General features: G+C 66.9%; 19 protein-coding genes. 10 read left to right on the forward strand and 9 right to left on the reverse strand.

Annotated elements, in window-relative coordinates; translation table 11 throughout:
- Window positions 1-129: 129 nt before the first annotated feature.
- Window positions 130-1,110 (reverse strand): nickel/cobalt transporter, encoded by a 981-nt coding sequence (locus tag ACT53T_RS05010; RefSeq protein ID WP_476160377.1) that lies wholly within the window; start codon window positions 1,108-1,110, stop codon window positions 130-132.
- Between the two features lie 44 nt (window positions 1,111-1,154).
- On the reverse strand, window positions 1,155-1,799 hold the full coding sequence (locus tag ACT53T_RS05015) for a DUF1007 family protein (RefSeq protein WP_476160378.1): 645 nt from the start codon (window positions 1,797-1,799) through the stop codon (window positions 1,155-1,157).
- Between the two features lie 462 nt (window positions 1,800-2,261).
- Here ACT53T_RS05015 and ACT53T_RS05020 point away from each other — a divergent pair, with 462 nt between their 5' ends.
- Window positions 2,262-5,771 carry an indolepyruvate ferredoxin oxidoreductase family protein gene (locus tag ACT53T_RS05020; RefSeq protein ID WP_476160379.1) on the forward strand — a complete coding sequence of 1,170 codons (3,510 nt, stop codon included), beginning with the start codon at window positions 2,262-2,264 and terminating at the stop codon, window positions 5,769-5,771.
- A 49-nt stretch (window positions 5,772-5,820) separates the two neighbouring features.
- On the opposite strand, the gene ACT53T_RS05025 is transcribed toward ACT53T_RS05020, so the two are convergent.
- The 4 genes from ACT53T_RS05025 to ACT53T_RS05040 all read right to left on the reverse strand — a co-directional run bounded on the left by ACT53T_RS05025 (window position 5,821) and on the right by ACT53T_RS05040 (window position 9,868).
- Window positions 5,821-7,092, reverse strand: coding sequence for an adenosylmethionine--8-amino-7-oxononanoate transaminase (locus tag ACT53T_RS05025; protein ID WP_476160380.1), 1,272 nt, complete (start codon window positions 7,090-7,092; stop codon window positions 5,821-5,823).
- 115 nt (window positions 7,093-7,207) lie between these two features.
- Window positions 7,208-7,927 (reverse strand): hypothetical protein, encoded by a 720-nt coding sequence (locus ACT53T_RS05030; protein WP_476160381.1) that lies wholly within the window; start codon window positions 7,925-7,927, stop codon window positions 7,208-7,210.
- A gap of 154 nt (window positions 7,928-8,081) precedes the next feature.
- Window positions 8,082-8,717 carry a dethiobiotin synthase gene (gene bioD, locus ACT53T_RS05035; RefSeq protein ID WP_476160382.1) on the reverse strand — a complete coding sequence of 212 codons (636 nt, stop codon included), beginning with the start codon at window positions 8,715-8,717 and terminating at the stop codon, window positions 8,082-8,084.
- Window positions 8,714-9,868, reverse strand: a complete 1,155-nt coding sequence (locus ACT53T_RS05040) for an 8-amino-7-oxononanoate synthase (RefSeq protein WP_476160383.1) — start codon at window positions 9,866-9,868, stop codon at window positions 8,714-8,716. The genes bioD and ACT53T_RS05040 overlap by 4 nt, the downstream gene beginning before the upstream one ends.
- A 173-nt stretch (window positions 9,869-10,041) precedes the next feature.
- Here ACT53T_RS05040 and ACT53T_RS05045 point away from each other — a divergent pair, with 173 nt between their 5' ends.
- From ACT53T_RS05045 to ACT53T_RS05055, 3 genes are read left to right on the forward strand one after another with little or no spacing between them, the layout of a single operon-like run.
- Window positions 10,042-10,527 (forward strand): methyltransferase family protein, encoded by a 486-nt coding sequence (locus ACT53T_RS05045; RefSeq protein WP_476160384.1) that lies wholly within the window; start codon window positions 10,042-10,044, stop codon window positions 10,525-10,527.
- A gap of 25 nt (window positions 10,528-10,552) precedes the next feature.
- Window positions 10,553-13,384, forward strand: coding sequence for a heavy metal translocating P-type ATPase (locus ACT53T_RS05050; RefSeq protein ID WP_476160385.1), 2,832 nt, complete (start codon window positions 10,553-10,555; stop codon window positions 13,382-13,384).
- A gap of 10 nt (window positions 13,385-13,394) precedes the next feature.
- Window positions 13,395-14,261 carry an SDR family oxidoreductase gene (locus tag ACT53T_RS05055; RefSeq protein WP_476160386.1) on the forward strand — a complete coding sequence of 289 codons (867 nt, stop codon included), beginning with the start codon at window positions 13,395-13,397 and terminating at the stop codon, window positions 14,259-14,261.
- Between the two features lie 6 nt (window positions 14,262-14,267).
- Here the strand turns inward: ACT53T_RS05055 and ACT53T_RS05060 are convergent, their stop codons facing one another.
- Entirely contained in the window at window positions 14,268-15,119 is an 852-nt protein-coding gene (locus ACT53T_RS05060) for a nickel/cobalt efflux transporter (protein WP_476160387.1), read from the reverse strand.
- A 207-nt stretch (window positions 15,120-15,326) separates the two neighbouring features.
- Here ACT53T_RS05060 and ACT53T_RS05065 point away from each other — a divergent pair, with 207 nt between their 5' ends.
- The 5 genes from ACT53T_RS05065 to ACT53T_RS05085 all read left to right on the forward strand — a co-directional run bounded on the left by ACT53T_RS05065 (window position 15,327) and on the right by ACT53T_RS05085 (window position 21,299).
- Entirely contained in the window at window positions 15,327-16,919 is a 1,593-nt protein-coding gene (locus ACT53T_RS05065; protein WP_476160388.1) for a CYTH and CHAD domain-containing protein, read from the forward strand.
- A 46-nt stretch (window positions 16,920-16,965) separates the two neighbouring features.
- A complete protein-coding gene (locus tag ACT53T_RS05070) occupies window positions 16,966-18,150 on the forward strand; it encodes a glycosyltransferase family 4 protein (RefSeq protein ID WP_476160389.1) in 1,185 nt (394 codons plus the stop codon).
- The gene (locus ACT53T_RS05075; protein ID WP_476160390.1) at window positions 18,107-20,407 is read left to right on the forward strand and encodes an amylo-alpha-1,6-glucosidase; all 2,301 of its coding nucleotides are present in this window, start codon (window positions 18,107-18,109) and stop codon (window positions 20,405-20,407) included. The genes ACT53T_RS05070 and ACT53T_RS05075 overlap by 44 nt, the downstream gene beginning before the upstream one ends.
- A gap of 68 nt (window positions 20,408-20,475) precedes the next feature.
- On the forward strand, window positions 20,476-20,880 hold the full coding sequence (locus tag ACT53T_RS05080; RefSeq protein WP_400769005.1) for a PRC-barrel domain-containing protein: 405 nt from the start codon (window positions 20,476-20,478) through the stop codon (window positions 20,878-20,880).
- A 122-nt stretch (window positions 20,881-21,002) separates the two neighbouring features.
- Entirely contained in the window at window positions 21,003-21,299 is a 297-nt protein-coding gene (locus ACT53T_RS05085) for a hypothetical protein (protein ID WP_476160391.1), read from the forward strand.
- On the opposite strand, the gene ACT53T_RS05090 is transcribed toward ACT53T_RS05085, so the two are convergent.
- Window positions 21,275-22,882: a flavin monoamine oxidase family protein gene (locus ACT53T_RS05090; RefSeq protein ID WP_476160392.1), complete on the reverse strand. Its 1,608-nt coding sequence runs from the start codon at window positions 22,880-22,882 to the stop codon at window positions 21,275-21,277. The two genes, ACT53T_RS05085 and ACT53T_RS05090, sit on opposite strands and share 25 nt — an antisense overlap.
- Window positions 22,883-23,004: 122 nt before the next feature.
- On the opposite strand from ACT53T_RS05090, the gene ACT53T_RS05095 reads away from it, so the two are divergent.
- Complete coding sequence (locus ACT53T_RS05095; protein WP_476160393.1) at window positions 23,005-25,041, forward strand: thioredoxin domain-containing protein; 2,037 nt, start codon at window positions 23,005-23,007, stop codon at window positions 25,039-25,041.
- Here the strand turns inward: ACT53T_RS05095 and ACT53T_RS05100 are convergent.
- A complete protein-coding gene (locus ACT53T_RS05100) occupies window positions 25,038-25,688 on the reverse strand; it encodes a 4'-phosphopantetheinyl transferase family protein (protein ID WP_476160394.1) in 651 nt (216 codons plus the stop codon). The genes ACT53T_RS05095 and ACT53T_RS05100 overlap by 4 nt on opposite strands.
- Window positions 25,689-25,705: the final 17 nt, after the last annotated feature.

Consider the following 25,705-nt stretch of genomic DNA (forward strand, 5'->3'; position numbering starts at 1 on the left):
TAGCGACAACTCGGGACAGCGCAATCCGCACACGAAAATATAGCGCGCCGCGGGCGCGAGCGCAGCCCCGCGCGCGCGACGATCGTCGTCGCAGCGCAGCATCGCCGCGGCTCGCGAAATTGAAAGCCTTCAGGCGCCGACGGCGCGCGCGCCGAGCAGCAGCGCGAGGCCGAAAGCGAGCACGAGGAGAGCGGCGAGCAGCTCGCCCGCGCGCAGCAGCGTCTCCGCGCGCGACGATCTGCGCGCGGCGAGACGCGCCGCGAAATCCTTGGCGAAGACCGCCGTCGCCGCCAAGGCGCCGGTGGTGATCGCCGTGCCGGCGGACATCAGCAGAGTCGCCCCTGCGCCGGCTATGAAGACGCCTTGTGACAGTGTGAAGACGAGCACGAGAATGGCGCCAGAGCAGGGACGAAGACCCGCCGCGACGACCGTCCCCAGCGCATCGCCCCAACGAAAGCCGACGCCGAGCCGCGCGGCGTCGATCGCATGCATATGGCCGCAGTCCGGCCCGTGAACATGGCCGGGATCGTCGTCGACCGCCTCGCAGGCGAAGGCGCCGCGGCGCGCGACGGCGAGGACGGGCGCCGGCGCCCGCAGCGCGGCGAGCAGCGCGCGCCCTTTCACATAGGCGAGGCGCGCGCCCACGGCGGCGATGGCGGCGTAGCTCGCCGTCTCGATCCATGTCGCCGCCTCGGTCATGCGCTGCGCGGTGAAGCCGAAGAGAATGGCCGCCACGCCGACGAGCGCTATGGCCACCACGCCCTGCAGCAGCGCCGCCAAAATGGCGAGCGTCAGCCCGCGCTTCAGCGCCGTTTCATTGGCGATCATATAGGAGGCGAGCACGGCCTTGCCATGACCCGGCCCGGCGGCGTGAAAAACGCCATAGGCGAAGCTTGCGGCAGCCAGAGGGAAGAAGGCGCTGTTGTCGGTCTTCAGCGCGCGCGCGGCGTTCTGCAGCTCCAAATGGAATTTGCTCTGCCATGCGAGCAGCAGGCCGGCGAGGCCGCTCGCCGCGCCCACTGGGCCTTCCGAAGGGCCGACGGCGAAAGGGTGACGCGCCGCCTGCGCCAGCGCGGCGTCCTGCGACAGCGCGAGCGCGGCCAGCGCCAAGACCAGCGCCGGGAGGAGCAGCGCGCGATTCCGCGGCGAAGCCCTCACGGGCAGGCCACGACGATGCGCGCGGCGAGCTTCATGCCGAAATCGACGCCGGGCGACATATTGGCGAAAAAGGCTTCGCTGAGCTTTTGCGTGTCGACGGCGAGCAATGGCTTCGGCTCCACAACGCTGGTGGAGCAGCCCGCCGGCGCGCCGGCGAGAGTCACCGGATTTTGCTTCTCGAGATCGAAGGCGACGAAATAGGTCGGATCATAGGTCTGGAAGGAGAAAGGCTTTTGCGCCGGCAGCGGCTTTTCCAGCGGCAGAGTGAAATGCATGGTGACGATGCGCTTGTCGTCGGCCTCGAGCCACACATCCTCCGGCGGGCCGAAGGCGGCCTTGGCGTTCTGATATTTGGCGAAGGTGAAATAGTCGAATTCGGCGAGCGATTCGGCGTTGGTCTTGGCGAGCGGCGCGAGCTCCTCGCGGCTCGGCGGCTTGCCGTCCTTGCCGAGCCCTTGCAGCGCGAAGGCGGAATACATCTCGTCGAAGGTCCAGGCGTGGCGCACGCCCTTGATCTTGCCGTCCGGCGTGAACACGATCTCGCTGCGCATGGCGACCCACACATGCGGATGCGCGGCGGCCGGGACGGCGGCGAGCGCCATGGCGAGGGTCAGCGAAGCGAATGCAAATCTTCTCGGCATAGGGGCTCTCGCCTCGGTGGGGCGCGGCGCTCTCGCGAATCGCTCCCGCTCCGAGCGCGGAGGCTGTAGTCGCGGAAGGCGGCGGAAACAGGGCCGGACGCGCTGTTTCGACAGCTTTTTCGGCGCCCGCGAAGGCTCGCTTGCTGGCGTCGCTCGTCGTGACGTATAATGCCACGCCCGGCGCCGCAAGGACAAGCCGGGCGGGTCGCGCCGGGGGCGGCGGCGGCCATCCCTCGCGGATGGGATACGGATTTTCACGGATGAGGAGGACGGGAGTCTTTCCGCCGACGCGCAAATCCGCAATATGACTCTTTCGAAAGCGCCTCGCGCGAGAGCTTTCGAGCGGCAACGCTTCATACGGGGAGCGGGCCTCGCGCCCCTCTCCGAGACGATGACGTCGCGCGGCCCTGCGCGAGCGGGGCTCCCCGCGAGGGCGTCGCGCCGAGCGAGGAGAGAATACGTATGGCGGATGAAGTCGCCGGCGCCACGACAACCGGCCCCGCCCTAGGCGACGTGTCCCTCGCCGATCGATTCGATCTTTCCAAGACGCATGTGCTCATCAACGGCACGCAAGCGATCGTGCGTCTTCTGCTGATGCAGAAGGAGATGGATCGTCGCGCCGGACTGCGCACGGCGGGCTTCGTCTCCGGCTATCGCGGCTCGCCGCTCGGCGGCATAGACGCGCAGCTGCACAAGGCGAAGGCGCTCTTCGACAAGCACGACATTTTGTTCATGCCGGGCCTCAACGAGGATCTCGCCGTCACCGCCATTTGGGGCGCGCAGCAGGCGGAGATGCGCGGCGAAGGCAAATATGACGGCGTCTTCTCCGTCTGGTACGGCAAGGGGCCGGGCGTCGATCGCTCTGGCGACGCGCTGCGCCATGTCAATCTCGCCGGCTCCTCGCGCAATGGCGGCGTGCTGGCGCTGATGGGCGACGACCATACGGCGGAATCCTCCACCACCGCGCATCAGTCGGAGTTCGTCTTCGTCGATATGATGATGCCGATCCTCTCGCCGGCCGGCGTGCAGGAGATTCTCGACTACGGCCTCATGGGCTTCGCGCTGTCGCGCTACGCTGGCGTCTGGACCGGCTTGAAGCTCATCAAGGACACGGTGGAATCCACCGCCTCCGTCGACGGCTCGCTCGATCGCGTGCGCCCCATCGCGCCGCTCGATTTTCTGATGCCGCCGGGCGGCCTCAACATACGTCCGCGCGATCCGGTGCTGACGCAGGAAGAGCGCATGCAGGAGAGCAAGCGCGACGCCATGCTCGCCTTCATCCGCGCCAATCGCCTCAATCGCATCGTCACATCGGGCGGCCCCAACGCCAAGATCGGCGTCATCACCGTCGGCAAGTCCTATCTCGACGTGCGCCAGGCGATGGACGATCTCGGCATAGACGAGGTGAAGGCCAATGATTACGGCCTGCGCCTCTACAAGATCGCCTGCCCCTGGCCGCTCGAGCCGCAAGGCCTGCGCGAGTTCGTGCGCGGGCTCGATCTCGTCATCGTCGTCGAGGAGAAGCGCTCGCTGATCGAGGTGCAGCTGCGCGAGCAGCTCTATGGCTCGTCGCATCAGCCCATCTGCATCGGCAAGAAGGACGAGGTCGGCGAATGGCTCTTCCCGGTCAAAGGCTCGCTCGACGCCAATGACGTCGCCATCGCCATCGGCCGGCGGCTGCTGAACTACGTTCGCTCGGACGATCTCGAAGGGCGCGTGCGCCGGCTCGAGCACATGCAGGAGCGCCGCAAATCGCTGACCGACGCCGGCGTGCGCGTGCCGCATTTCTGCTCCGGCTGCCCGCATTCGACATCCACCCATGTGCCGGAAGGCATGCGCGCCTATACGGGCATAGGCTGCCACTATATGGCGCAATGGATGGATCGCTCGACCGAGGGCTACACGCATATGGGCGGCGAAGGCGCCAATTGGATCGGCGAGGCGCCCTTCTCGACGCGCAAGCATGTGTTCCAAAATCTCGGCGACGGCACCTATAATCACTCCGGCTCGCTGGCCATTCGCTTCGCCGTCGCGACCAAGACGAACATCACCTTCAAGATTCTCTTCAATGGCGTCGTCGCCATGACCGGCGGACAGGCGCATGAGGGCGAGCTGACCGTCGAGGCGATAGCGCATCAGGTGGCGGCGGAAGGCGTCGCCAGAATTGCGCTCGTCTCCGACGAGCCGCACAAATACGCCTCCGATATTCAATGGCCGCCGGGCCTCGACATTTATCACCGCAACGTCATCAACAGCGTGCAGAGCGAGCTGGCCGCGACGGACGGCGTCACCATTCTGATCTATGATCAGACCTGCGCAACCGAGAAACGCCGCGGCCGCAAGCGCGGCGAATATCCCGACCCGGATGTGCGCGTCGTCATCAACGAGCTGGTCTGCGAAGGCTGCGGCGATTGCGGCCGCGCCTCCAATTGCGTGTCGGTGCAACCGCTGGAGACGGAATTCGGCCGCAAGCGCCGCATCGACCAGTCGAGCTGCAACAAGGATCTCTCCTGCCTCGAGGGCTTCTGCCCCAGCTTCGTCACCGTGCATGGCGCGCGCATGAAAAAGGCCGCGCCGACCAGCGAGACGCAATGTCCGCCGCCGCCGGAGCCCGCCGTTCCACAGATCGGCGCCGCGCCTTACGGCGTGCTCGTCGCCGGCATAGGCGGGACGGGCGTCGTCACGGTCAGCGCCATTCTCGGCATGGCCGCGCATCTCGAGGGCAAGGGCGTCGGCGTCATCGACATGGCCGGCCTCGCGCAAAAGGGCGGCGCCGTCTACTGCCATGTGAAGATCGGCCGCACGCCTGACGAGGTTCACGCGATCCGCATCGCCGCGGGCGAGGCCGATCTCGTGCTCGGCTGCGATCTCGTCGTCGCCGGCGGCAAGCAGATTCTCGCCGCCATCGATCCCACGCGCAGCCATGTCGTCGTCAACAGCGCCGAGGTGTTTCCCGGCGACATCGAGCGCGACCCGGATTTCGTGCTGCCGGCGCAGCGCATAGAGCGCGCGATACGCGAGGCCGCCGGCGAGCGCGTCGATTTCCTGAATGTGACGGAGCTGGCGCTGGCGCTGCTCGGCGATTCCATCGCCGCCAATATGTTCATGCTCGGCTACGCTTGGCAGAAGGGATTGCTGCCGCTCTCCGAGGCCGCGCTCTTGCGCGCGATCGAGCTGAATGGCGAGGCGGTGGCGATGAATCATTCCGCCTTCGCCTGGGGCCGCCGCGCCGCGCATGATCTTTCGAGCGTGACGACCGTCGTCTCTTCATTGCGCGAGCGTAATCCGACTCGTGACGTTTCGCAGAGCCTCGAGGAGATGATCGATCGCCGCGTCGCCTTCCTCACCGATTATCAGAACGCCGCTTACGCCGCCCGCTATCGCGCCCGCGTCGACGCCGTCGCGCGGCTCGAGAAGGAGCGCGTTCCGGGAACGAAGGAGCTGACCGAGGCGGTGGCGCGCGGGCTGTTCAAGCTGATGTCGGCCAAGGACGAGTTCGAGGTGGCGCGGCTCTACACGGATGGCTCGTTCCAGCGCCAGCTCGCCGAAATCTTCGAGGGCGATCTGCGCATGGAGCTACATCTCGCGCCCAATCTCGTCGCCTTCCAGCGCAAGAACGACATAGGCGGCTCGCGCAAGATCACCTTCGGCCCGTGGATGTTCCATGTGCTGAAATGGCTGGCGCGCTTCAAGGGCCTGCGCGGCACCATTCTCGACCCCTTCCGTCCCGACAGCGACCGTATCTCCGAGCGCAAGATGCTCGCCGATTATCAGACGCTGCTGGACGATATTCTGCCGCGCCTGTCCCCGGCCAATCACGCCGCCGCCGTCGCGCTGGCCCGCATACCGGAGAAGATTCGCGGCTTCGGCCACATACGCGCCCGCAGCGTGCTGGAGGCGCGCGCCGAGATCGCGCGGCTCTATGGCGAATATTACGCGATCAAGCCCGATCTGAAGATGGCGGCGGAGTGAGGGAGTAGGCGGCGAGCCGCCTTCTCTGTCGAGGCGGAACGCAACGCTTTCAGCGGAAGCGATCCCCCGCCTCGTCGATCGCCGCATAGAGCGCGTCGAGCTCGCTCGCCTCTATGCAATAGGGCGGCAGAATATAGATCGTGTTGCCGAGCGGACGCAGCAGCAAGCCGCGCGAGATGAAGAATTCATAGAGCGCCGGCCCGATGGTCGCGAGATAGCCGGCGTCGCGCGCGCGCAGATCGAGCGCCGCTATCGTGCCGATGCGCCGCACATTGGAAAAGCGCGCGTCATTCGTAAAGCGCTGCAGCCGCTTCTCCTGCATCGCCGCAAGATGCGCGATGCGCCCGCGCACATCCTCGCTCTCCCAAATGTCGAGATTGGCCAGCGCCGCCGCGCAGGCGATGGGATTGGCGGTGAAGGAGCTCGAATGAAAAAAAGTGCGCGCGCGATCGGTGGAATAATGCGCCTCGAAAATCTCCGCCGAGCACATGGTCACGGCGAGCGGCAATGAGCCGCCGGTGATGCCTTTGGCGTAGCAGGCGATATCGGGAACGATGCCCGCCTGCTCGCACGCGAAGAGCGTTCCGGTGCGGCCGAAGCCGGTCATCACCTCATCGGCGACGAAGAGCACGCCATGCGCCGCGCAGATGCGCCGCATCTCGCGCAGCGTATCGGCGCCATAGACGAGCATGCCGCCGGCGCCGAGCACGAGCGGCTCGACGACGAAAACGGCGGCGTCGGCGCTGCGGCAGGCCGCCTCCAGCGCGTCGAGCGTCTGCTGCTCGCAGCCGGCGCTCGGAAAAGGAATGCGCGTCACATCGAAGAGCAGCGGCTCATAGGCCGCGTTGAAGACGGAACGCGCGCCGGTCGACATGGCGCCGATGGTGTCGCCATGATAGCCATGCTCGAGAGCGATGACGCGATTGCGCGCGACGCCGCGATTGCGCGCGACGCCGCGATTGCGGAAATAGCCGAGCGCCATTTTGATCGCGACCTCCACCGAGGTGGAGCCGCTGTCGGAATAGAACAGATGATCGAGCCCCGGCGCCGTCAGCGCGACGAGCCGACGCGCCAACGATTCGGCTGGCTCATGGGTGAAGCCGGCGAAGATGATCTGATCGAGCCGATCCGCCTGATCCTTGATCGCCTGCACGATCCTCGGATGGCGATGGCCATGGGTGATGACCCACCAGGAGGAGATGGCGTCGAGAATGTGGCGGCCATCCGCGCATTCGAGCCAGGCCCCCTCGCCGCGCGCGATGAGGATTGCGTCTTTCTGCAGAGCGTGCTGGGTGAAAGGCCGCCAGACGGGCGATGTCATCACCGTCTCCTTTGGCTGTCGTCATTAGAATTCTGGCCAAAATCAATTCCGGCGCCGTAGCCGCGATTGTAGGAATCCATCGCTAGGATCGCGAGAAACAGGTCGTTGGAGATCGTCATTGGGGCCTCGCAATGAAAGTTACGATGCTTAGGGTTACCCATCCACGCGGGCTTACGTCAGGCAGACGCATCGGCGCTCTACCGTCAGGATAATCAACCAACATCTCATGCGGCCAGTTCATCCACTTCAACTTCTTCTCTATCCCCGTCGTCACCGGATCGCTGGTCATTTCGATCGTCGCGCGCTTCAAGCGCACGCCCTCGCCAAAACTCTTTGCGAGATCGTTCGGATCGACCGCTTCGACGCTCTTCGGATCATCGATGTCGCGAAAGCGCACAAGAAACGGGATTTCCTTGTCGATCAGGTCGCCGCCGCCCGTCGAGGACAGCTTTTTCTGGAATGCCGGATCGGAGTCCCGCAGTTTTTCCCCGCGCAGCGCCACAAGCGCCGGCAGATAGGCTGCATGGTCCACTGAGCCGAGCCCGCCATTTTGGCCGCGCCCCGCGAGCAGCGCGAACAGGAGCCCGCGCGCGCCGAGATCGACGACGACCGCCTGGCCTGTCACCGCGTGATTGGTGCGTTTGCCCTCGAAATGCGTTTCCCATGTCCGCACCTCGATGACGCTCGAACCCGTCTTCGCGCCTTCCGGCGTCTCGACGTCCAGCGTCAGGCGGTAGCGATACGCCGCGCCGGAACCCGGCTTGTCGCAGCCCGCGAGCGCCAATGCGCCGCCGAGCGACGCCGCAATGGAAAGGAACGAGCGCCGCGCCATCATGCCGCGCGCTCCTCGATGCGGCGCGCATTGTCGTTCGCCGCGACAGAGCCAGAGCGCCCAAGCTCGTCCGCGCGAGGAACGCAGCGACGAAGCAATCCGGGAGCCGCCTCATGGCTCTGGATTGCTTCGCTGCGCTCGCAATGACGAAGGGGCGTCATTGCGGAAGACGCGAATCGAGATCGGCGAGACGAAAATGCGCGAGAAAAGCCTCGCGCAGCGTCTCGGCGCCGAGCGGCGCGACAAAGGGCAGGCGGCCGAGCGCGCGCGCGCCGGAAAATTTCGCGATAATGCGCTGCGTCTCCTCATTCTCCTCGCCGATGAAGGCGACGCCGAGGATCGGAATGTCGCGACGCCGCAGCGCCTCGAGCGACAAAAGGCTGTGATTGATCGTTCCGAGCGTGGTGCGCGCGCAGAGCACGACCGGAAGCCGCCAGCGTGCGATGAGATCGATCGTCAGAGACGCTTCCGTCAGCGGCGTCATCAGCCCGCCGGCCGTCTCGATGACGAGCGGCGCGCGATCCGGCGGCGAGAGACGCGCCGGATCGATTTCCACCCCGTCGAGGCGCGCGGAAAGATGCGGCGAGGCCGGCGTGCGGAGGCGATAGGCCTCGGGCAGAAGCCTCTCTTCGGAAAGCCCCGAGAGCCGCGCGACAGCCATTGTGTCTGTCTCGCCGTCGAGGCCGGCTTGCACGGGCTTCCAATAATAGGCGCCGAGCGCGCCGGCGAGCGCGGCGGAAAACACCGTCTTGCCGACATTGGTGTCGGTTCCCGCGACGACGAGGCGCGTCATGCCGGCAGGCCCGCGAGCGCATGCGCAAGATCGTCGACCATGGTAGAAATCTGCGCCTCGCTCACATGCAGCGTGAGCGAGACGCGCAGACGCGCGGTTCCTTCGGCGACGGTCGGCGGGCGGATCGCGCGAATGTCATAGCCCTGCGCCTGCATGGCCGCGGCCAGCGCCAACGCGCGCGCATTGGAGCCGACGATGACGGGCGCGATCTGCGACTGCGCCGGCGCCAGTCCCGCCTCCAGCAATTTGCGCGCGGCGAGCGCGACGCGCGAGCGCAATGCGACGCGGCGGCCTTCCGCCTGCTCCACGATCGGGAGCGCGGCGCGAACGCAAGCGGCGACGAGCGGCGACGGCGCCGTCGCGAAGATGAATTGCCGGCAGCGATTGATGAGGAATTCGCGCAGCGTCGCGGGCAGCAGCGCGAGGCCGCCGGATACGCCGAGCGCCTTGCCGCATGTATGCAGCGTGACGATGTTGTCACGGCCCTCGAGCGCGGCGGCGAGGCCGCGCCCGCCCGGGCCGTGGACGCCGGTCGCATGGGCTTCGTCGATGAGGAGAAAGCCGTCGTGACCCGCGGCGATCTCGGCGAGCGCGTCGAGCGGCGCGAAATCGCCGTCCATGCTGTAGAGACTCTCGACGACGATCCACGGCCGCCCCGTGCCGCCGCCGCGGCGCCATGCGGCGATCTGATCGGCGAATGCGTCGGCGTCATTATGGGCGGCGGCGACGCTTTCCGCGCGCGAGAGCCGCATGCCCTCATGCGCGCTGGCGTGCACGAGCGCGTCATGGACGATGAGATCGCCCTTTTGCGGCAAGGTCGAGAGCAGCGCCTCATTCGCCGTGAAGCCGGCGCCGAAAAACAGCGCGCTCTCCGCATGGAAGAAGGCCGCCGCCTCGCGCTCCAGCGCCTGATGCTCCTCATGGTCGCCGCGCAGCAGCCGCGAGCCGCCGGCGCCGACGGGAACGCCTCGCGCCAGCGCCGCCGCGGCGGCGTCGCGCAGCTCCTGCGACTCGGCGAGCGCGAGAAAATCATTGGAGCTGAAGTCGAGCCCATGGCGCGGCGCGAGCGTGCGCAAGCGATCCTGCGCGGCGAGGCGCGCGAGGTCCGCGGCGTAGAAGTCGAGCGCTCCGCTCACGCGATCTGTCGTCACTCGATCCTTCCCGGCTCGCCCGGAACATCATGCGACTTTCATCGCGCCGGGGGAGCCGGTTAAATAGCCGGGCGGCGACGGGACGGCAAGAAAGGCTGAGGCCGCGGCTTTTCATCCGGTCGCAACTTGAAAATCCTTCACGCCAACGCGATCTGAGCAGAAAGAGGGTTCCCATGTCCATCGACGAGAGCCGAGCCGAGGCCGATCCGCCGTCGCGGATCGCATGGCCGCCTTTGCTGCTCCTCGCGGCGATCGCCGGCGGGGCGCTGCTCGATCTGCTGCTGCCGCTCTCCGAGGACGCCTGGCCGCTCGGCGCGCGCATCGCCGGCGGCCTCATCGTTGCGCTCGCGCTCGCCAATGATCTCTGGTGCGCGTCGCTGATGCGCCGGCAAGGCACCACGATCCGGCCCGATCGCGCCGTCTCGAGCCTCGTCACCACAGGGCCCTACCAATGGTCGCGCAACCCCATCTATGTGTCGCATGTGGCGCTGATCGCGGGCCTCGGTCTCGCCCTCGGCTCGACATGGATGCTCCTGCTCACGCCCGTGGCGGCCGTTCTGCTGCAACGGCTGGCGATAGAGCGGGAAGAGCGCCATTTGTCGCAACGGTTCGGCGCCGAGTTCGACGCCTATATCGCGAGAACGCGCCGCTGGTTGTAGACTGAGGCGAGAGGAGCTGAATCTGATGGCCGACGCCTCGACTCGCGCAGACTCGCCCGCCGACGCGCATCTCATGTTCGGCGTGCGCGGAATGACCTGCGCCTCCTGCGTTTCTCATGTCGAGAAGGCGCTGCGCGGCGCGCCGGGCGTGCTCTCGGCCTCCGTCAACCTCGCGACAGAGCGCGCCGACGTCACGCTCACGCCGGGCGCCGACCTCGCGCAGCTCGCCCGCGCCGTGGACGAGGCCGGCTATGAGCCCGCGATCGAGACGATCGAGTTCGGCGTCGGCGGCATGACCTGCGCCTCCTGCGTCGCCCATGTCGAAAAAGCGCTGCGCGCCGTGCCGGGGGTGATCGCCGCCGAGGTCAATCTCGCGACGGAGCGGGCGCGGGTGCGCGCGCTCGGCGGCGGCGACATGGCCCAGGCGCTGGCCAAGGCGCTGCGCCGCGCCGTGACGGAAGCCGGATATGAGCCGCGCGAGCTCGAGACCGGCGCCAAAGCCGCCGATCGCGAGAGGACCGCGCGCGAGCAGGAGGCCGCGTCACTGCGCAAGCGGCTCATCGTCGCGGCGGCGCTCAGCGCGCCGGTCGTCTTCCTCGAGATGGGCGCGCATACGATTCCGGGACTCGGCGATTGGCTCATGGCCGCCATCGGCCATCAGACCATTCGCTATCTCTCCTTCATTCTCGCGACTCTCGTGCTCGCCGGGCCGGGCCGCGCCTTCTTCGAGAAGGGCCTGCCCTCGCTCTGGCGCGGCCACCCAGATATGAACTCGCTCGTCGCCATCGGCACGATGAGCGCCTATCTCTATTCGGTCGTCGCCACTTTCGCGCCGAGCCTGCTGCCGCATGGCGCCGCCAATGTCTATTACGAATCCGCCGTCGTCATCATCACGCTGATCCTCTTCGGCCGCACGCTGGAGGCGCGCGCCAAGGGCCGCACATCGGAGGCGATCCGCGCGCTCGCCGCGCTGCAGCCCAAGACCGCGCGCGTGCTGCGCGGCGCCGAGCAGACCGAGCTGCCGATCGACGATGTCGTCGTCGGCGATCTCGTCGCCGTGCGGCCGGGCGAGCGCATAGCGACGGATGGAATCGTCGTCGACGGCGCCTCTCATGTCGACGAATCGATGATTACCGGCGAGCCGGCGCCCGTCGGCAAGCGCAAAGGCTCGGAAGTGACGGGCGCCACGGTGAACACGACCGGCGCCTTCACCTTCCGCGCGACGCGCGTCGGCGCGGATACTGTGCTCGCCGGCGTCATTCGCATGGTGGAGCAGGCGCAAGGCGCCAAGCTGCCGATACAGGCTCTGGTCGATCGCGTCACCGGCGTCTTCGTGCCCGCCGTGCTCGCAATCGCGCTCGTCACCTTCATCGTCTGGCTCGCCTTCGGCCCGCAGCGCGACGTCTCTTATGCTCTGGTGGCCGCGGTCGCCGTGCTCATCATCGCCTGCCCCTGCGCCATGGGCCTGGCGACGCCGGCCGCCATAATGACCGGAACGGGGCGCGCGGCCGAGCTCGGCATTTTGTTCCGCAAGGGCGAGGCGTTGCAGAGCCTGCGCGATGTGACGCTGATCGCCTTCGACAAGACCGGCACGCTGACGCGCGGCAAGCCCGAGCTCACCGATCTCGAAGCCGCGCAAGGCGTCGCCGCCGATGACGCGCTGCGGCTCGCCGCCAGCGTCGAGGCGCGCTCGGAACATCCGATCGCCGGCGCGCTCGTCGCCGCCGCGAAAGGGCGCGGGCTTTCCCTCGTCGAGGCGCGAGACTTTGCGGCGACGCCCGGCATGGGCGTCGAGGCGACGGCGGAGGGGCGAAAGATCGCCGTCGGCGCCGCCCGCTTCATGACGGCGCTCGGCCTCGGTATAAGCGCCTTCGACACGACTGCGGCGCGGCTCTCGGCGGAAGGCAAGACGCCGCTCTATGTCGCGATCGATGGAAAGCTCGCGGCCATTCTCTGCGTCGCCGACGCGCTCGAGGAGACGAGCGTCGCCGCCGTCGCCGCTCTGCATGCGCAAGGCGTCGCCACGGTGATGATCACCGGCGACGACGAGCGCACGGCGCGCGCCATTGCGGCGAAGCTCGGCATGGACGAGGTGATCGCCGGCGTGCTGCCGGAGGGCAAGGTGGCCGCATTGCAGCGCCTGCGCGAAGGGCGACGGATCGCCTTCGTCGGCGATGGCGTCAATGACGCGCCGGCGCTGGCCGCCGCCGATGTCGGAATCGCCATCGGCACGGGAACCGACATTGCGATCGAGGCCGCCGATGTCGTGCTGATGTCCGGCCATGTGTCGAAAGTGCCGGCCGCGCTCGCGCTCTCGCGCGCGACCATGCGCAATATCGCGCAGAATCTCTTTTGGGCCTTCGCCTATAATGTGATTCTGATTCCCGTCGCGGCGGGCGCGCTCTATCCCTTCAATGGAACGCTGCTCTCGCCCATGCTCGGCGCGGGCGCCATGGCGTTCTCGAGCGTCTTCGTGCTGACCAATGCGCTGCGGCTGCGGCGCTTCCAGCCGCCGGTGGAGGCGAGCGCGACGAGTTTCGAAACGCCCATGAGCGTGGAAGAGAGCGAGCCTGAAGGCTCGCGGTCCATAGCGGCGTCAGACAGCGAGCCTTCAGGCTCGCTGCTGCAAGTCAATGAGGAGGAAAACGATATGACGACGACATTCGACGTTCAGGAAATGTCTTGCGGCAAATGCGTGAAGCATGTGACCGAGGCGGTGCAGAAGGCGGAGCCGCAGGCGCAGGTGAAGATCGACCTCGCCACCGGCAAGGTGGAAGTCTCCCCCTCGCCCAAGGACCCGGAAGGTCTCGCCAAGATCATCACCGACGCCGGCTATCCGGCGCGGGTCGCGGCCTGAGCGCGCGCCCATGGCGGGATCGCTCGCAGGCAAGACTCTTCTCGTCACCGGCGCGAGCCGCGGCATCGGCCTCGCGATAGCGGAGCGCGCGGCGCGCGACGGCGCCAATGTGGCGATCATCGCCAAAAGCGTCGCCGAGCATCCCAAGCTGCCGGGGACGATCTACACCGCCGCCGCGGCGATCGAGAAAGCGGGCGGGCGGGCGCTCGCCCTGCCCTGCGACATTCGCTTCGACGCGCAGGTGCAGGAGGCCTTCGACAAGACGGCGGCGATCTTCGGCGGCGTCGATATTCTCGTCAATAACGCCAGCGCGATCGATCTGCGCGGCGTCGAGGCGATCGAGATGAAGCGCTTCGATCTGATGCATCAGATCAATGCGCGCGGGACCTTTCTCTGCGCCAAGCTCGCTTTGCCCTATCTCAAAAAATCCGCCAATCCGCACATTCTCACCCTGTCGCCGCCGCTCGATATGAGCCCGCGCTGGTTCGCGCCCAATCTCGCCTACACAATGGCGAAATATGGCATGAGCCTCGTCACTCTCGGTCTCGCGCGCGATCTTTCGGGCAAGGTCGCGGTGAACTCGCTATGGCCGGAGACGGCGATCGCCACCGCCGCCGTCGGCAATCTGCTCGGCGGCGAGGCCGTGCTGCGGCGCGCGCGCAAGCCGCAGATCGTCGCCGACGCCGCCCATGCGATATTGACGCGCGAGGCGCGCGCCTGCACCGGCAATTTCTTCATCGATGTGAATGTGCTCGCCGAGGAAGGCGTGACGGATTTCTCGCCCTATGCGGTCGATCCGAGCCAGCCGGCGATATTGGATTTCTTCCTCGACGCGCCGATCACCGCCGGCGTGCAGAAATTCCCCTTCGGCGGCTGAGCGCGCTCAGCCGAGCGCTGCAAAGCCAGAATAGAGCGTGTAGAGCCCGACGATGGAGATCAGCGCGCCGGAGAGATAGGGCGCCTTGGCGGCGATCGCATCGAAGCCGGACCAACGGTCCGACGCATGACGCACGCCGAGCGCCGCGGCGACGCCGACGGCGACCATTGTGATCGCGAGGCCGATGCTGAAGCACAGCACCAGAGCGGCGCCCAGCGCCATCTGCCCGAGCTGAAGACAGAGCAGGAGCACGGTGATCGAGGCCGGGCATGGGATGAGCCCGCCGGTGAGGCCGAACACGATGATCTGCCCCGTCGTCACATGGCGGGAGGCGAAGCGTCGCTTTATGTCCTCCGCATGGGCGCGCTCATGCGCATCCATCGTCTCCTCGTCGAGAATCAGCGAAGCGCTGTCCGCGGCGGCATGGTCATGCGCGTGGCGATGCGAATGATCGTGATCGTGGTCGTGTCCATGCGCGTGGTCATGCGAATGATCGTGAGCATGCGCGCGCGGACGGTCGCGCCAGATGCGCCATGTCATCCAGGCGGCGACGGAGAGGATCAGCGCGCCGGAGGCGATCTGCAGATAGGGCTCATTGGCCTCCGCGTTCCAATGCGCGCCGAGATAGAGCCCGGTGAGCGCGACGATCCACACGATCGCCGTATGCGAGAGCGTCGCCGAGAGGCCGAGCAGAATCGCCTGACCGACCGTGCCGCGCACCGCGACGATGAAGGCCGCCATCATCGTCTTGGAATGGCCGGGCTCGAGGCCGTGCAGCGCGCCGAGCGCGACCGCCGTCGGCGCGAACAGCCAGGCGTTGGCCGCGCCGTCCCGAAACAAATCCGCGAGATTCGCCATGCGCCCTCTATTCTCCGCCCGTGGCATATACTGACTTTCGGGCCGCCGGTTAAGTCCCTCCGCGGGGCGCGCGGCGCTTTTGCCACGGTAAGCATGAATAGCGAAAACGCCTGCCGCGCCACATCTAATCCCTGTCCCTCCCCTTGACCGGCCCGTCGCGAGAGCCGAAACTCTCCGCTATCGAGCCCGAAAGCCGCACGGTTTCATATGGATCGCCAACTCGCGTCGAGCGCGGCCGCCCAGGAGGCGACCCGGCGCGCCTTGCGGAGCCGGCGCAGCGGCGAAGGTCCGCGCATCCGTTTTGGAACCGATCGCGCCGGCATGACCGCCGCAGCGCGCAGCGAGAGCCTCACCATCGGCGCCGTCTCGCGGCCGACGCGGCGCATTCGCTCGATCATTTTCGACACCGCCGTCGATGATCTACGCAAGCAGAATATTCAGCTGCGCGGCTATGAGATGCATGGCGCCGCTTTCGTCGAGCTGAGCTGGGAGCGTCCTTCGGCGCCGGGGGCGCGCGGCTCGATAGAGCTGCGCGTGCCGACGCTCGATGTCGGCAAGATGCTCGGCTTCTCCGAGCCGCTGCGCCGCTCCATCGCCGATCGTCCGCTGGAGGCCCGCAGCGTCGCCGAGACGGAGCGGCGCGAGCGCCTGGTCGAGCGCGCGCAGACGCGCATCGCCGTCTGCTTCGACGACGGCTTCGTCGAATGCGGCGGACGCCGCGTCAATTTCCATGAGATCGAGCTGCAGCTCATCGAGGGCGCCGAGGAAGAATTCTGGAACGTCGCCGCCGAGCTCGCGCCGCGCGTGAGAGCGCGCTTTCTGCCGATGAGCGAGGCCGAGCTGGCGCTGGCGCGCGCGACCGGCGAAGGCGTCGCGCCGGCGAAGGCGCGCCGGCCGATGCTCGCCGAGGGGGCTTCGCTGGACGAAGCGATCGTCGCGGCGCTCTCCGCCTGCCTCGATCAATTCGTCGCCAATTGGCCGGCGCTGCAATATCAGGCGCCGGAGGAAGCCATTCACCAGATGCGCGTCTCGCTGCGACGCCTGCGCGCCGGCGTCGGCATGCTGCGCCGCAGAGTCGCGAGCGAGGCGCTGGAGACCGCCGCCGCGCGCGCGAAGGAGATAGCGGCGACGCTCGGCGCGGCGCGCAATCTCGACGTGCTCGTCGATATGCTGGTCGCTGGTCCGCTCGCCCAGGCCAATGGCGAGCCGAGCTTCTATGCGCTGCTCGATGCGGTCGAGCGGCGACGCATAGAAGCGCACGCCGCCGTCGCCGCGCTCATCGCCGCGCCGCGGACGACGCAATTCGTCGTCGATCTGCGCGCCGCCCTCGCCGCCAGAAATTGGCGCGCGCAGCTCGGCGAAGATGGACGCGCGAGGCTCGATGCGAGCGCACCCGGCTCGGCGAAGCAATTCGCCATACGCTCGCTCGATCGGCTGCATCGCCGCGCGCTGAAGAAAAGCCGCGACCTCGCCGCGCTGACGCCGGAGCAGCGGCACCATGCGCGCATCGCCTTCAAGAAGGCGCGCTACGCCGCAGAGTTTTTCGAATCCCTTTTCGACGCGTATGCGAAATCGCGCCGCTATCTGCGGCGCACGGCCGCGCTGCAGGACGAGCTCGGCGCCATCAACGATCTCGCGGTCGCGGTGGAGCTGCTGCGCGATCTCGGCGCATCCGACCCCGATATCGCGCCGGCGAGCGCCTTCGCCGTCGGCTGGTGCGCGCATGCGCGCGAGGGCGCCGCGACGGATTGGAAGAAGACCGAGAAATCCTTGAAGAAGCTCGAGACATTCTGGCGCTGATTGCACGCCGCGGAACCAAGAGCCGCGCGAAGCGTTGTCTAGCCAAATGAGCACGCTGCACCAGCAGTGGCGCGCGCCGATCGAATGGACGCGTCCGCCGCCTCTCAAAATCGCGCAGATCGCGCCATTGATCGAAAGCGTGCCGCCGCGTCTCTATGGCGGAACGGAGCGCATCGTTTCCTTTCTCACCGAGGAGCTGGTCGCGCAGGGCCATGACGTCACGCTTTTTGCCAGCGGCGGCTCCGTCACTTCCGCGCGACATGTCTGCTGCAGCGATCTGCCTTTGCGCCAGAAGCGCGCGGGCGATCCGACGCCGAGCCATCTGCTGATGCTCGATCGCGTGCGGCGCATGGCCTCGCAATTCGACATATTGCATTTTCATATCGATCAGCTGCATTTCCCGCTGTTTCGCGACATTGCGGCGCATACGCTGACGACGCTGCACGGGCGCCAGGACCTTCCCGATCTCGATCGCTTCTACGCCGGCTTTCCCGAAATGCCGCTCGTCTCCATCTCCGACTCGCAGCGCGCGCCGGTTCCGCACGCCAGCTTCGTCGGCACGGTGAAGAACGCCCTGCCGCTCGATCTGCTCGCGCCGACGCTGCATCCTGCGGGCGATTATCTCGCCTTTCTCGGCCGCGCCTCGCCCGAAAAAGGTCTCGATCACGCCATCGCCATAGCGCGCGCCGTCGGCCTGCCGCTGAAGATCGCGGCCAAGGTCGATCTGCCGGACAAGGCCTATTTTCACGAGCGCATCGAGCCGCTGCTGTCGCTTCCGGGAATCGAGTTCGTCGGCGAGATCGACGATCGCCGCAAGAGCCGCTTTCTCGGCGAGGCGCGCGCGCTGCTGTTTCCCATCGAATGGCCGGAGCCTTTCGGCCTCGTCATGATCGAGGCGATGGCCTGCGGCGCGCCGGTGCTGGCCTTTCGTCGCGGCGCGGCGCCGGAGATCGTAGAGGATGGCGTCACCGGCGTGCTGGTGGAGAATGTCGCGGAGGCGATCGCGCGTCTTCCGCGCCTGCTCGCGCTCGACCGCGCGCAGATCCGGCGACGCTTCGAGGAACGTTTTTCCGCGGCGCGAATGGCGGCGGAATATGTCGCCATCTATCGCCGCCTGCTGCGCGCGCCGGCGCCGGCCGAGCTGCGCGCGCATCCCATTGTGCTGCCGCCGACCTATTTCAGCAGGAATGTCGAGCAAATCGAACCGGACGATACATATCCCCCGCGCTAGCGAAAGCGAGGCGGCGCGCGAGCCGCGAGAGTCCGGCGCGCCGCCGGACGCCGGCGCCGACGCGCCGCAGGCGCATGAGCTGCAATTCTACATTCCGGCGACCGGGCCGCCTTCGCGGCCGCGCCGCACGCTCAAGCACGACGACACATTCGCGGTCTTCGACAGCCATGGCGACATAGGCGCGACGGCGGGCGGGCCGGACGGGCTCTTCGATCACGACACGCGCTATCTCTCGCATCTCGAGCTCCTGATCGAAGGCGCGCAACCCTTGCTGCTCGACTCCGCCATACGCGACGACAATCTGAGCTTCTATGTCGATCTCACCAATCCAGACATTTTCCGCGACGAGAAGATCGCGCTGCTGAAAGACTCGGTCTATGTCTCGCGCACGCTCTATCTCAAGGACGGCTCGCTGCGCGAGCGGCTCGAGATCTCCAATCAGAGCGCCGAGGAGGTTCGGCTCGATCTGTCGATCGGCTTCGGCAATGATTTCGCCGATATTTTCGAGGTGCGCGGCGTCAAGCGCGCGCAGCGCGGGCGCGCCTGGACGCAGCTTCTGGCTGCCGGCGCGGTCGCGCTCTATTATCGCGGCCTCGACGGCGCGCTGCGCGAGACGGCGCTGTCCTTCGAGCCCGATCCTTCGCTGCTCGTCGACAGCGTCGCCACCTATTCGCTGCGCCTCGCGCCGCGCCAGGCGCAGACGATCTTCCTCACCGCCGCGAGCCGCGGACGCCTGCCGAAATCGACGCAATCCTTCTTCAACGGATTGACCGGCCTGCATCGCGAATTGAAGGCCGCCGCCGGCCAGAGCGCGCATGTGGAGACATCCGATCCGACGCTCAATCAAATCCTCTGGCGCTCGACCGCCGATGTGCGCATGCTGCTCACCAAGACGGCGGAAGGCTGCTATCCTTACGCGGGCATTCCCTGGTATTCGACCACATTCGGACGTGACGGCATCATCACGGCGTTGCAGATGCTGTGGTTCGATCCCAGCATCGCCATTGGCGTGCTGAAGCGTCTCGCCGCGCATCAGGCGGAGGATTTCGACGCGCGCGCGGACAGCGAGCCCGGCAAGATTCTGCACGAGATGCGCGACGGCGAGATGGCGGCGCTCGGCGAAGTTCCCTTCGGCCTCTATTACGGCTCGGTGGATTCGACGCCGCTCTTCGTCGTTCTCGCCGGCTATTACGCGCGTCGCACGGGGGATTATGCGCTGGTGCGCGAGCTGTGGCCGGCGATAGAGCGCGCGCTCGCCTGGATCGACGGGCCGGGCGACCCGGACGGCGACGGCTTCGTCGAATATGCGCGACATACGGAGAAGGGATTGCGCAATCAGGGCTGGAAGGATTCGCATGATTCCGTCTTCCACGCCGATGGACGTCTCGCGGATGGCCCGATCGCGCTGGTCGAGGCGCAGGCCTATGTCTATGCGGCGCGGCGCCTCGCCGCCCATTGCGCGCGCGAGCTCGGCCTGCATGCGCGCGCCGAGGAGCTGGCGCGCGCCGCCGAGACACTGCGCGCGCGTTTCGAGGAGGCCTTCTGGTGCGAGGAGATCGGCACCTATGCGCTGGCGCTGGACGGCGACAAAAAGCAGTGCAAGGTGCGCACGAGCAATGCGGGACATGCGCTCTACGCAGGCATAGCGCGGCCGGAGCGCGCGCAGAGCGTCGCCGATGGGCTGCTCGACTCCAAATTCTTTTCCGGTTGGGGCTTGCGCACAGTGGCGCGCGGCGAGAGCCGCTACAATCCCATGTCCTATCACAACGGCTCCATATGGCCGCATGACAATGCGCTGATCGCGCATGGGCTCGGCCGCTATGGCTTCAAGGAGGGCGTCGCGGCGATATTCGACTCGCTGATCCGCGCCGCGAGCTATATGGAGGCGCGCCGCATTCCAGAGCTCTATTGCGGCTTTCGCCGGCGCCGCGGGCGCGGCCCCACGCTCTATCCCGCCGCCTGCTCGCCGCAGGCCTGGGCGGCGAGCGCGCCTTTCCTGCTCATCCAAACCATGCTCGGCCTCGAGTTCGACCATAAGGCGCGACAGATTCGCCTGGTGAATCCCTCTGTGCCGCTCTCGGCCGGCGAGATCGTGATACGCGATCTGTCGCTCGGCGAGGCGCGCGTCGATCTGGCGCTGAAGCAGGACGCCCGCTCGGCCATATCGCTGCATGTGCTGCGCACTATCGGCGACGTCCAAGTGTCGCTGGTCTTCGATCCAGATGTGCGCGAGCATCCGCTCACGGCCAAGGGCTGAGGGCGGCGGAACCATTCCAGAGCCGCCGCGTTGCTTCGGGACGATCGCGGCCACAGGAGGAACTGCCGATGGCGAGCGCCAATCCCGACCTCAATCTCGTCTCCAGCGAAGACGTCGAAGGCACGACTGTCTTCGATCGGCTCGGCAATCAGCTCGGAGAAATCGATCATCTGATGATCGACAAGGTTTCTGGCCGCGTGCGCTACGCCGTCATGAGCTTCGGCGGCTTTCTCGGCCTCGGCCACAGCCATTATCCGCTGCCGTGGAACTCGCTCTCCTATGACAATGAGCGCGAGGGCTATGTCGCCGACATCATCGAGCAGCAGCTGCAGAATGCTCCCGAGTTCAGCGACGACAGCTGGACCGACCGCGACTGGGAGAAGCGCGTTCACGAGCATTATCACGCGCGCCCCTATTGGGACGAGCAGTCGCAGCAATGGCAGGGCGAGCAGCAGCCGCGTCCGCGCGGCTGAGGCGCATCGCCCTGCGGCTCCCTCCAGGATCGACAGGCTTCGCCGCTATGCGTTAGAAATTTCAGATCGTCGATTCGCTCTGCGCTTTTTCTCGACTCGCTTTTTCGAATGGAGATTTTCTCGTGACTCTTCGACGCTTCGCGGCGCGCGGCCTCGTCGCCGCGCTTCTCATCGCGCCATCGGCCTCCGCTTTCGCGCAGGCCGATGGTTTTTTCGTTCCCGATCTTACCGGGCCAGTGCCGGGCGCGGTTCCGGCGCTGACGCCGGGCGTCCTCACGGCCACGCCCTATTCGTATTATTATCGCTATCCGGCACCCTATCCTTACGTCTACGCCCGCAATGGCTGTCTCGTGAATGCGGGCGTCTACGACAATTGGGGCGCTTTTCTCGGCTATCAGAGGCTGCGCGTCGCCTGCTGATCGACGACGCGCTTGTCGAGCAGCACCTGATTGGCGTCCAGCGAGAACTCCTTCCACGCCGCCGCAATGTCGAGCAGCGTGACCTGGAGATAATCCTTGGACGGCTTGTGCTCCTCCGGGAAATTGGAGAGCGCGCAGGAGGTGCGATTAAAGTCGATGACGCCGTCGAGCAGCTCCTGAATGAAGCCGTCGAAGGCCTTTTGCGCCAGCGGCGTCAGGTCGGAACGGCCCTTGTCGACGGCGACGACGGAATGGTCGAAGGGCAGGCCCTCGAGCACGGCGATCGCCTCCTTCAGCACAGCCTCCATCGCGCCGAGCATGGCGCGCTGGGTGATCTGCTCTTTCTGGCCGTTGGAGAGGCCGAAATTCAGCCGCTGGCGATAGCTGGCGAAAGTGGGCGCGCGCTTGGCGTTCACCCATTCGCGGAAACGCGCCATGCTGGCTTCATTGAGCGCCTCGCCGGAGGCGCCTTCGCCCGAAATCATCGTCGACGTCTCCTTCTGATCGAGAAGGCGCAGCCTTATACGCTCGGCCGCGACCAGCGCGCCCTCGAGATAGCCGCCGCCCTCGCGCGCGGTCTCCGTGCCGCCGAGATAGAGCTTACCGTCCCAAAAGGCCTGCCGCAGCAGCGGATCGCCATAGTCGGGATGCTCGGACGGCGGGGTGAGATCGATCGTCGCGCAGGTGAAGGGCTCGTGCGTCCAATCCTGCACATGCTGCTCGCCGTCCTCGACCGCCCTGCCGAACAATTGGACGAACTGACTTTCGATCAGCATGGACATGCCGCCGCTGAACGCCTCCCGCAGCTCCGCGGAGAGCGCGAAGAAGCCGCCGATCGCCGCGCGCTCGCCGGAGGCGTCGCAGGCGTCGAAAATCTCGCCCAGAACGGCCTGCTCATGGGTGGCGAAAGCGTTGCCGGAATGCCCGTCCGTGCGCCATGCGGGCGCGCCGGAGAAGCCGACCAGGGCCTTGGCCTGCGCCGCCATCCAGGTCGGCGCGCTGCGCATGGCGTTGCGGCTCAGCGCATCGAGCTCCGGCTGGAAGGCGAGATGCTCGGCCAGCAGCCGCGGCGGCAAAGCGAGAACGGCGCGCTTGGCGGTCACGGTCTCGGTCTTACCGTCCAACTCGAAGGTCAGCTCGACATGATCGCCGCGGTCGGCGATGGCGCGCAGCACGGAGGAGAGATGAATCGCGTCGGCCGGAACCGCCGCCGTCAGCGCCTCGATCAGCGAGGCCATGCCGCCCTCCAGCCGACGCGCGCCGGAATGGAGATTGGGCGTCATGCGCGTCTCGGGCTTTTTGTCGCCGAAGGCGAGCAGCAGCGCCGTGCCCGGATCATATTGCGGAAAATCCGTGAGGCCGAGCTCCTTCACCAGAGCGGTGATGGTCGGCTGCGTGTCCGGCCAGAACCAGGTCGGACCCAAATCGACGCGCATTCCCGAGGCTTTGTCCTCGACCGACAATACGCGCCCGCCGAGCCGCGGACGCGCTTCATAGAGCGCGAAGCTCACCCCTGCCCCAGCGAGACCGCGCGCCAGCGCCAAGCCGCAGGCCCCGCCCCCGACAATCACAACGTCCAGCATATTTCAGCTCCTGAGCCGTCTGGCCTTTTGCTGCAAAGCGACGCAAAGGACGTGCCGGGATTTTGTCGCTTTTGCGCCTTTCGCCCGCTGGCGCCCGGCGTGCTATGGCCGAGCCGCCTCCGATGGAGAGACCGCAAGTGACGCAAGACCGCAACCGCCTCGGGGAGGAGACGAGCCCCTATCTCCTCCAGCACAAGGACAATCCCGTCCATTGGCGCGCGTGGTCGGCCGAGACGCTGGCGCTCGCCAAGGCGCAGGGCAAGCCCATTCTGCTCTCCAGCGGCTACGCCGCCTGCCATTGGTGCCATGTGATGGCGGCCGAGAGCTTCGAGAGCGAGGCGATCGCCGCGCTGATGAACGAGAATTTCGTCAATGTGAAGGTCGATCGCGAGGAGAGGCCGGACATAGACCATCTCTATCAGCAGGCGCTGCAGCTCACCGGAAGGCGCGGCGGCTGGCCTTTGACCATGTTTCTGACGCCGGACGGCGAGCCCTTTTGGGGCGGCACCTATTTCCCGCCGGAGCCGCGCTATGGAATGCCCGGCTTCGCCGATATTCTGAAGGCCATTTCCGAGCTCTGGCGCGAGAAGCCCGCAGTGGTCACGCGCAATGTGGCGGCGATCGGCGAGGGGCTGAGCCGCCTCGCCGAGACCGCGCCGGCGGATCCGATCTCGCCCGATCTCGTCGAGACCATCGCCGAAAAGCTGGATGGCTATATCGACCGCGCCAATGGCGGCGTCGGCGGCGCGCCGAAATTCCCGCAGGCGGCGAGCCTCGAATTTCTCTGGCGCGCATGGAAACGCACGGGCCGCGCCTCTTATCGCGAGGCCGTGCTGACGACGCTCGATCATATTTGCCAGGGCGGCATTTACGATCATCTCGCCGGCGGCTTCGCGCGCTATTCGACCGATGAGCGCTGGCTCGTCCCGCATTTCGAGAAAATGCTCTATGACAACGCCCAGCTCATCGACCTGCTGACGCTCGTCTGGCAAGACGAGAAGACGCCGCTCTACGCCGCGCGCATAGAGGAGACGATCGACTGGGCGCTGCGCGAGATGCGGCTCGCGGAAGGCGTCTTCGCCAGCAGCCTCGACGCCGACAGCGAGCATGAGGAAGGCAAGTTCTATGTCTGGACCGCGGCCGAGGTCGACGCCATTCTCGGCGCACGCGCCGCGGCCTTTCGCGCCGTCTACGACATAGAGGACGGCGGCAATTGGGAAGGCAAATCCATTCCCAATCGCCTGCGCTCGATGGAGCTGCTGTCGGCGGAAGAAGAAGCCGCTCTCGCTCTCGACCGCGCGAAGCTATTGGCGGCGCGCGCGGCGCGCGTGCGTCCGGGCCGCGACGACAAGGCGCTCGCAGATTGGAACGGGCTGATGATCGCCGCCATAGCCAGCGCCGCGCAGGTCTTCGGTCGGCGCGACTGGCTCGCGGCGGCGACGGCGGCCTTCGATTTCATCGCCGCGAAAATGATCAGCGCCGACGGAAGGCTGCTGCACTCCTATGGCGCCGGCCGCGCGAAACATATGGCCGTGCTGGACGATTACGCCGATCTCACGCGCGCAGCTCTGGCGCTCCATGAGGCGACCGGCGAAGCGCGCTTCCTCGAGCGCGGACGCGATTGGATCGAGATCGTCGAGGCGCATTATCGCGACGCCGGCGCCGGCGGCTATTTCTTCACCGCCGACGACGCCGAAGCGCTGATCCGCCGCTCGAAAATCGCCGAGGACGCCCCCTTGCCCTCCGGCAATGGGACGATGACGCAAATTCTCGCTCAGCTCTACCATCTCACCGGCGACGAGCGCTATCGCGCCCGCGCCGACTCCACGCTCGCGGCTTTCGCCAGCGCCGTGCGGCGAGGAATGCTCGGCTATTCCACGCTGCTGAACGGCGCCGAGACTTTGCGCGACGGATTGCAGATCGTCGTCATCGGCGCGCGCGACGCGCCAGACACGGCCGCGCTGCTGCGCGTGGTTCACGGCGTGAGCCTGCCCGGCCGCACGCTCGCCATTGTCGCGCCGGGCGCCGAGCTGCCGCCGGCGCATCCCGCCGCCGGCAAGACAATGATCAACGGAAACGCGGCCGCCTATGTCTGCCGCGGCGCGACCTGCTCATTGCCGATCGTCGAGGCGACGGAGCTCGAGAAAGCGCTTCGTTAGGGCGTCTTCCACGCCAGGGCCGCCGCATAGCCCGGCGGCGCCTCGAGACGCGCGATGCGAAGATCGCCCCAATCCGCCTCGGCGTGGCGCAGCTCGTAGAGATCGCCCTGCCCGGGCCACACAGAGAAAGCCTGCAGCTTCTCCGTTATGCCGAGGCCGAGCGCTTTCAGCGCCGCCTCCTTGGCCACCCAACGTTCGAAAAAACCAGCGGCGTCGATCCCTTCGCGCTCCTCTCGCATCAATGCGATGGAGGAGAGACCGGCGACGTCCACCTTGCGATCCGCGCGTTCTATGTCGACGCCGACCTCCCAGTGATGCGAGACGGCGATGAGCGCGCATGCGCCGGAATGCGAGACATTGAAGAAGAGGCCCGCGCCCGCGAGCCCGAGCTTGCCGTAAGCCCCGGAGTCGAAGCGCAGCGCCGACGCATCGACGCCCAGCTTCTCGCCGAGAAGACGCCGCAGAGCCGCGCGCGTCGAGATCATGCGCAGCCGATCCTCATGCCGCAGAAAGCGCAGCGCCCGCGCGCGCTCCTCCGCGCTCAGCGCGTCCCAATCAGCCTCGGACCAGGGCGCGGCGAGATCGAAATCGAGACGCGTGATCTCGATGCGCCCTTCGCTCACCGCGGGAGCCCAAGAATGCGCCATTGCATGCGCCACTGCAT

Source organism: Methylosinus sp. DMC45 (genome assembly GCF_056313885.1).